At 64.4% G+C, this 6,313-nt stretch carries 3 protein-coding genes and 1 pseudogene; all 4 read left to right on the top strand.

Annotated features, from left to right (window positions below; translation table 11 throughout):
* A pseudogene (locus tag DBR12_RS03615) lies at positions 1 to 531 on the top strand (DNA primase); the annotation flags it as partial.
* 278 nt (positions 532 to 809) lie between these two features.
* Positions 810 to 3,188 carry an RNA polymerase sigma factor RpoD gene (gene rpoD, locus DBR12_RS03610; RefSeq protein WP_108615998.1) on the top strand — a complete coding sequence of 793 codons (2,379 nt, stop codon included), beginning with the start codon at positions 810 to 812 and terminating at the stop codon, positions 3,186 to 3,188.
* 264 nt (positions 3,189 to 3,452) lie between these two features.
* A complete protein-coding gene (locus tag DBR12_RS03605) occupies positions 3,453 to 4,490 on the top strand; it encodes a tripartite tricarboxylate transporter substrate binding protein (protein ID WP_108615997.1) in 1,038 nt (345 codons plus the stop codon).
* Positions 4,491 to 4,539: 49 nt separating this feature from the next.
* A complete protein-coding gene (locus DBR12_RS03600) occupies positions 4,540 to 6,162 on the top strand; it encodes a methyl-accepting chemotaxis protein (protein ID WP_233244283.1) in 1,623 nt (540 codons plus the stop codon).
* Positions 6,163 to 6,313: the final 151 nt, after the last annotated feature.

The raw sequence follows: 6,313 nt of genomic DNA, 5'->3' as shown, positions 1-6,313 counted from the left end.
CGTAAGAACAGCGGCGGTGGCGACTGGAAAAAAGGCAGCAATGGCAAATGGAGCAAGCGCGACAAGGACGCGCCTTGGCCGCCCCAACCGCGCCTGCCCCGCACGCCCGCGATGGGCCGGGCCGACCATGCCGCGCGGCTGCTGCTGTCGCACATGGCGTTTCTCGAAGAACTGACCCAGGACGACCACGCCGCGCTGTGCGCCCAGCCCTCGCCCCACGGCCCGCTGTTCACCTGGCTGGAGGCGCAGTTCCACGAGCATGGCCCCCTGGCCTGGGCCGTGCTGCGCGAAAGCCTGCGCGACCACGAGTGCGAGGAGCTGGCGGTGAAGGTGATGACTGGTGCCCATGCCCAGACCGAAGGCGAGCTGGCAGAACTCCGGCTGGAGCTGCGCGATTTGCTGAACCGCATGCTGATCGAGGACATCGCAGAGCAACAAAAGCTGCTGATGCTGCAGGCCGCCCAGGACCCCACGGCCCTGGAGCGCTACCGAGCCCTCGAACAAAAACGCAAGATTTTGTTGGGCGTATAGGTCCCTGCGGCTTGAAATCACGTCAAATGGTATGATGTAGGGTTAGGCAAGAGCGACAGCAGCACCTCCGAGCCGGGCCACCGTGACAAACGCGCACCTATGCGCTGATGGGCCCACTTATCGCAAGGACTGCACACCAAATGATCGCCCAGACATCTTGCCGCTGAGGGCCTCCCCTCGAAGTGCGAAGACCGTTCAGCTTTGCACCGCCACCCGCGCCGGGATCTGTGGCGCTTGCGATTTCTTTGTGTGTCCGTTTTTGATTCTGAGGTTGTTCCATGCCCGCTCAAAAGTCCGCGAAGCCGCCCAAGTCTGCTCCAGGCACTGCCGCAAAGGCTGTTCCCACCCCTGCTGCCAAAGCAACTGCGAAAGCTCCGGCCAAAAAGCCCGCTGCTGCCGCGCCCGCTCCAGCAGCCAAGAAAGTCAAAACCGTGTCCGTGAAAAGTACCGCCGAGCTGATCAAAGCCGCCGATGAGCTGCTGAAGAAGAAACCTGCCCGCGCCAAGGCTGTCGCCGCTGCCGCCGACGAAGAAGAAACCCCGAAGAAGCGCCCTGGCCGCCCCGCCAAGGCCGCTGGCACCGCCGAAGCCAAGGCCCCCGCCAAGCGTGGTCGCAAGCCCAAGGCTGCCGCCGCCGGTGACGAAGGTGGGGACGACACCGACCTGTCCGACATCGAATCGGACCTGGAAGGCGAAGTCGAGGAGACCCCAGAAGCGGCCGCCACGGTCGAGAAGGTCAAACCGCTGCGCATGAAGATCAGCAAGGCCAAGGAACGCGCCTTGATGAAGGAATTCGGCCTGGACGAAACCGTCCTGTCCGAAGAAGACATGCAAAAGCGCCGCCAGCGCCTGAAGGCCCTGATCAAGCTGGGCAAGACCCGCGGCTACCTCACGCACGTAGAAATCAACGACCACTTGCCCGACAAGCTGGTCGATGCCGAAACCCTTGAAGCCGTCATCACCACCCTGAACGACCTGGGCGTGGCGGTGTACGAGCAGACGCCTGATGCCGAAGCGCTGATCATCACGGACAACGCCCCCGCTGGCGCCACCGAGGAAGAAGCCGAAGAAGCCGCCGAAGCCGCGCTGTCCACCGTGGACTCGGAATTCGGCCGCACCACCGACCCGGTTCGCATGTACATGCGCGAAATGGGCACCGTGGAGCTGCTGACGCGCGAAGGCGAAATCGAAATCGCCAAGCGCATCGAAGGCGGCCTGATGGCCATGATGGAGGCGATCAGCGCATCGCCCGCCACCATCGCCGAGATCCTGAACATGGGTGAGGAGATCCGCGAAGGCAAGGTCGTCATCTCGACCATCGTGGACGGTTTCTCCAACCCCAACGAGGCCGACGACTATGTGGCCGAAGAAGACTTTGACGAGTTCGACGAAGCCGACGATGACGACGGCAAGGGCGGCTCCAAGGCGCTGACCAAGAAGCTGGAAGAACTCAAGAAGCAGGCCCTGGAACGCTTCGACAAGCTGCGCGAGCTGTTCGAAAAAGTGCACAAGGTGTACGACAAGGAAGGCTACGGCACGCCTGCGTACGTCAAAGCGCAAGCCGCTTTGTCGGCCGAGCTGATGACCATCCGCTTCACTGCCAAAACCATCGAGAAGCTGTGCGACATGGTGCGCGGCCAGGTGGACGACGTGCGCAAGAAGGAGCGCGAGCTTCGCCGCATCATCGTGGACAAGTGCGGCATGCCCCAGGAGACCTTCATCAAGGACTTCCCGCCCAACCTGCTGAACCTGCAGTGGGTCGAGAAGCAGGCCGCCGCTGGCAAGCCCTGGTCGGCCGTGATTGCGCGCAACATCCCGCCCATCCAGGACCTGCAGCAAAAGCTGATGGACCTGCAGTCGCGCGTGGTCGTGCCGCTGGCCGAGCTCAAAGGCATCAACAAGCGCATGAACGAAGGTGAAGCCACCTCGCGCGATGCCAAGAAGGAAATGATCGAGGCCAACCTGCGCCTCGTGATCTCGATTGCCAAGAAGTACACCAACCGGGGCCTGCAGTTCCTGGACCTGATCCAGGAAGGCAACATCGGCCTGATGAAGGCGGTGGACAAGTTCGAATACCGCCGGGGCTACAAGTTCTCGACGTACGCCACGTGGTGGATTCGCCAGGCCATCACCCGCTCGATCGCCGACCAGGCGCGCACCATCCGTATCCCGGTGCACATGATCGAGACGATCAACAAGATGAACCGCATCAGCCGCCAGCACTTGCAAGAGTTTGGCTTTGAGCCCGATGCGTCCATCCTGGCGGCCAAGATGGAAATCCCCGAGGACAAGATCCGCAAGATCATGAAGATCGCCAAGGAGCCAATCTCCATGGAAACGCCGATCGGGGACGACGACGACAGCCACCTGGGTGACTTCATCGAAGACGGTGCCAACACCGCCCCTATCGAAGCCGCCATGCAGGCCGGCCTGCGCGACGTGGTCAAGGACATCCTCGATGGCCTGACCCCCCGCGAAGCCAAGGTGCTGCGCATGCGCTTCGGTATCGAGATGACCAGCGACCACACGCTGGAAGAAGTGGGCAAGCAGTTTGACGTGACGCGCGAGCGCATTCGCCAGATCGAAGCCAAGGCGCTGCGCAAGCTCAAGCACCCTTCGCGTTCGGACAAGCTGCGCAGCTTCATCGACTCGCTGTAAGCCAGCACCTGGCACCGTTGGCCGCACTGCGGCCTGCCCCGGCCCCGACGCCCTGCCCCGCAACTGCGGCGCAGGGCGTTTTTTTTCGCCTGCCCACCATGCGCCTCCACGTTTACCCCCATGCTGCCGACAGCAGACTGACAGCTTGGATGGTGACCATTGCCACACGGCTGAAGGAGACTGCTATGCAGTTTGGCAATCTCCTGTCGCAATGTGCACAGGCCGATCCAACGATCTGCTTCCCCTCTTTTTGCTCAAGACCGTATGACGACCTCCTTCAACCGCCGCCAGATCCTTGCCCGCGCTACCGCCACGGGCGCCATCGGCGCACTCGGTACCTCGTTTGCCACATCCGCCTGGGCCCAGGCGGCCGCCGCAGGCGCTGCCGCGCGCGGCGCACCGCCCAAGGCGCCCAAACTGGCAGGCACGCTGCGCATCGTGATCCCCGCCAACCCGGGTGGCGGCTGGGACCAGACTGGCCGCGCGCTGGGTGCGGCGCTGGTGGGCGCAGGTGCGGCCGACCAGGTGGAATACGAAAACATCGGCGGCAAGGGCGGCACCATTGGCCTGGCCAAGTACGCTGAAAAATACGGCAACGATGCCAACACCCTGTTCATGGGGGGCATGGTGATGGTGGGCGCCGTGGCGCTGCAGAAACCGGCGGTGGACATGAGCCAGATACAGCCCCTTGCGCGCCTCACCAGTGACTACCTGGTGGCGGCGGTGGCGGCCAAATCGCCCATCAAGAACACCAAAGACCTGGCGGATGCGCTGCGTGCAGACCTGCGCGGCATGCCAGTGGCCGGAGGCTCCGCCGGGGGCGTGGATCACATGTTTGCAGGCGTGCTGGCGCGCGCAGCCAAGGCCAAACCCGAGGAACTGGTCTACAAGCCGTTTCCAGGCGGGGCCGATGTGGTCGAGGCCCTGATATCAGGCAACGCGGCCGTGGGCCTGTCGGGCTACAGCGAGTTCAGCGACGCGATTGCATCGGGCAAGCTACGGGCCATCGGCGTCTCGTCGCGCCGCAGCGCGTTTGGCCTGCCTGCGTTCCGTGAACAGGGGCTGGACGCCGTCATGGCCAACTGGCGCGGCGTGTTCACCGGCAAGGGCGTGGCGCCCGCACGCGCCGCCGAAATGCTGGCTGCCGTCGAGGCCGCCACCCACCACGAATCCTGGACGCGCACACTCAAGCAGAACCGGTGGGAACCCTCTTGGCTCACCGGCAAGGATTTGGCAGAGTTCATGGAGCTGGACCTCACCACCGCCCGCGTGATGGTCTATTTGCTCAAGCTGAAGGCCTGATCTCACCGCCAAGCCCTCCGGGCCCGCTGCAGAACCCTTGGAGCCTCTGATGAAAATGTCCAACCACTCCATCGGCGCACGCATGGCCACGGCCTTGGGCCTGGTATTGGCCCTGTTGCTGGGCGCCGCACTGTTCGGCATCGCCACGCTGTACCACACGCTGGGCACCTACGACACCACGGTGCTCGGGCGGGTGGCGCAGGAGCGCGCCGTGAGCCGCATGGAAAGCGAGTTCAAGACCCAGGTGCTGGAGTGGAAAAACACCCTGCTGCGCGGCGAGGACTCGCGCAAGCGCGAGTTGCACTGGGCTGCCTTCCAGGCCAGCGAAAAACGCGTGGCCGATGCGGCCAAGGCGCTGGAGCCTCAGCTGACCGACGCACAGGAAAAGGCCGCGCTGCAAAAGTTCACCCAGGCCCACGCGCAGATGGCCCAGGGCTACCGCAAGGGCTTTGAGGTGTTCCAGTCGCTGGGCTTTGTGCCATCGGCCGGGGACGCCGACGTTGCCGACATTGACCAGGGCCCGGCCAAGCTGCTCACCGAGCTGAGCCAGCAGGTGGCGGCCAGCAGCGCTGCCATTGCCCAGCAGGCAGCACAGGACGCACGGCACGCGCTGGTCAGCAGCCTGGTGGCGCTGGCACTGGTGACCGCCCTGGGCGCCTGCGCGGGCTGGCTGCTCACCCGCTCGGTGGTGCGCCCGCTGGGCGTAGCGGTGTCGCTGGCCCACAAGGTGGCTGCGGGTGACCTCACCACCAGCATTCGCGTGGAGGGCCACGACGAGCCCGCTCGGCTGCTAGAAGCCCTGCGCACCATGCAGGACAACCTGGAGACCGTGGTGGCCGGTGTGCGCAGCAATGCCGAGGGCGTGGCCAGCGCCAGCGCCGAGATTGCCCAGGGCAATGCCGATCTAAGCATGCGCACCGAAGAGCAGGCCTCGTCGCTGGACGAAACCGCTTCGTCCATGCAGCAGCTGCAGGCCACGGTGCAGCAGAACGCCTCGAACGCGCAACGCGCCAACGAACTGGCCAAGAGCGGCGCCACCGTGGCCCAGCGCGGGGGCGACGTGGTGACGCAGATGGTGGAGGTGGTGCAGGGCATCCAGGAGAGTTCGCGCCGCATTGCCGACATCATTGGCGTGATCGACGGCATTGCCTTCCAGACCAACATCCTCGCGCTGAACGCGGCCGTGGAGGCCGCACGCGCGGGCGAACAAGGCCGGGGTTTTGCCGTGGTGGCGAGCGAAGTGCGCAACCTGGCCACCCGCAGCGCCAGTGCGGCGCGCGAAATCAAGGCCCTGATCCATACCAGCGTGGAGCGCGTGCAGGCGGGCTCTGACCTGGCGCAGGATGCTGGCACGACCATGACGGAAGTGGTCGCATCCATCCGCGAAGTGAGCGCACTGATGGAAGAAATCAGCCAGGCCAGCGCCGCACAGACTTCGGACATGCAACGCGTGACGCAGGCCATCGTGCGCATGGACGATGTGACGCAGCAAAACGCTGCCTTGGTGGAAGAAAGCGCCGCAGCCGCTGGCAGCCTGAGCAGCCAGGCCCGGCAGATGGTGGAAGCGGTAGCGGTGTTCCGCCTGCGCCACCAGTTGCATCAACCGCATCAACCGCACCCATCCCCGCTGCGTTCCCAGCAGCACCACGCCCTGCCTGCACCGCACGCCTGACGCGGATAACTATCAAATTGATAGCAAAAAACAATACCCAGCGCGCGGCAACAGCCTAAATAGCCTCGAATATTTTCTTCTGCGCGGCCTGACAGACTGACGGACAGGTCATACACTCCCCCGCCCACCCTCTGGCCCGTCAGTCAGTCTT

It is taken from the genome of Acidovorax sp. HMWF029 (genome assembly GCF_003060895.1).
Taxonomy (GTDB): Bacteria; Pseudomonadota; Gammaproteobacteria; order Burkholderiales; family Burkholderiaceae_C; genus Acidovorax.
Note: the sequence above shows the minus strand (reverse complement) of the source record. Positions and strands in the feature narration are given on the sequence as shown.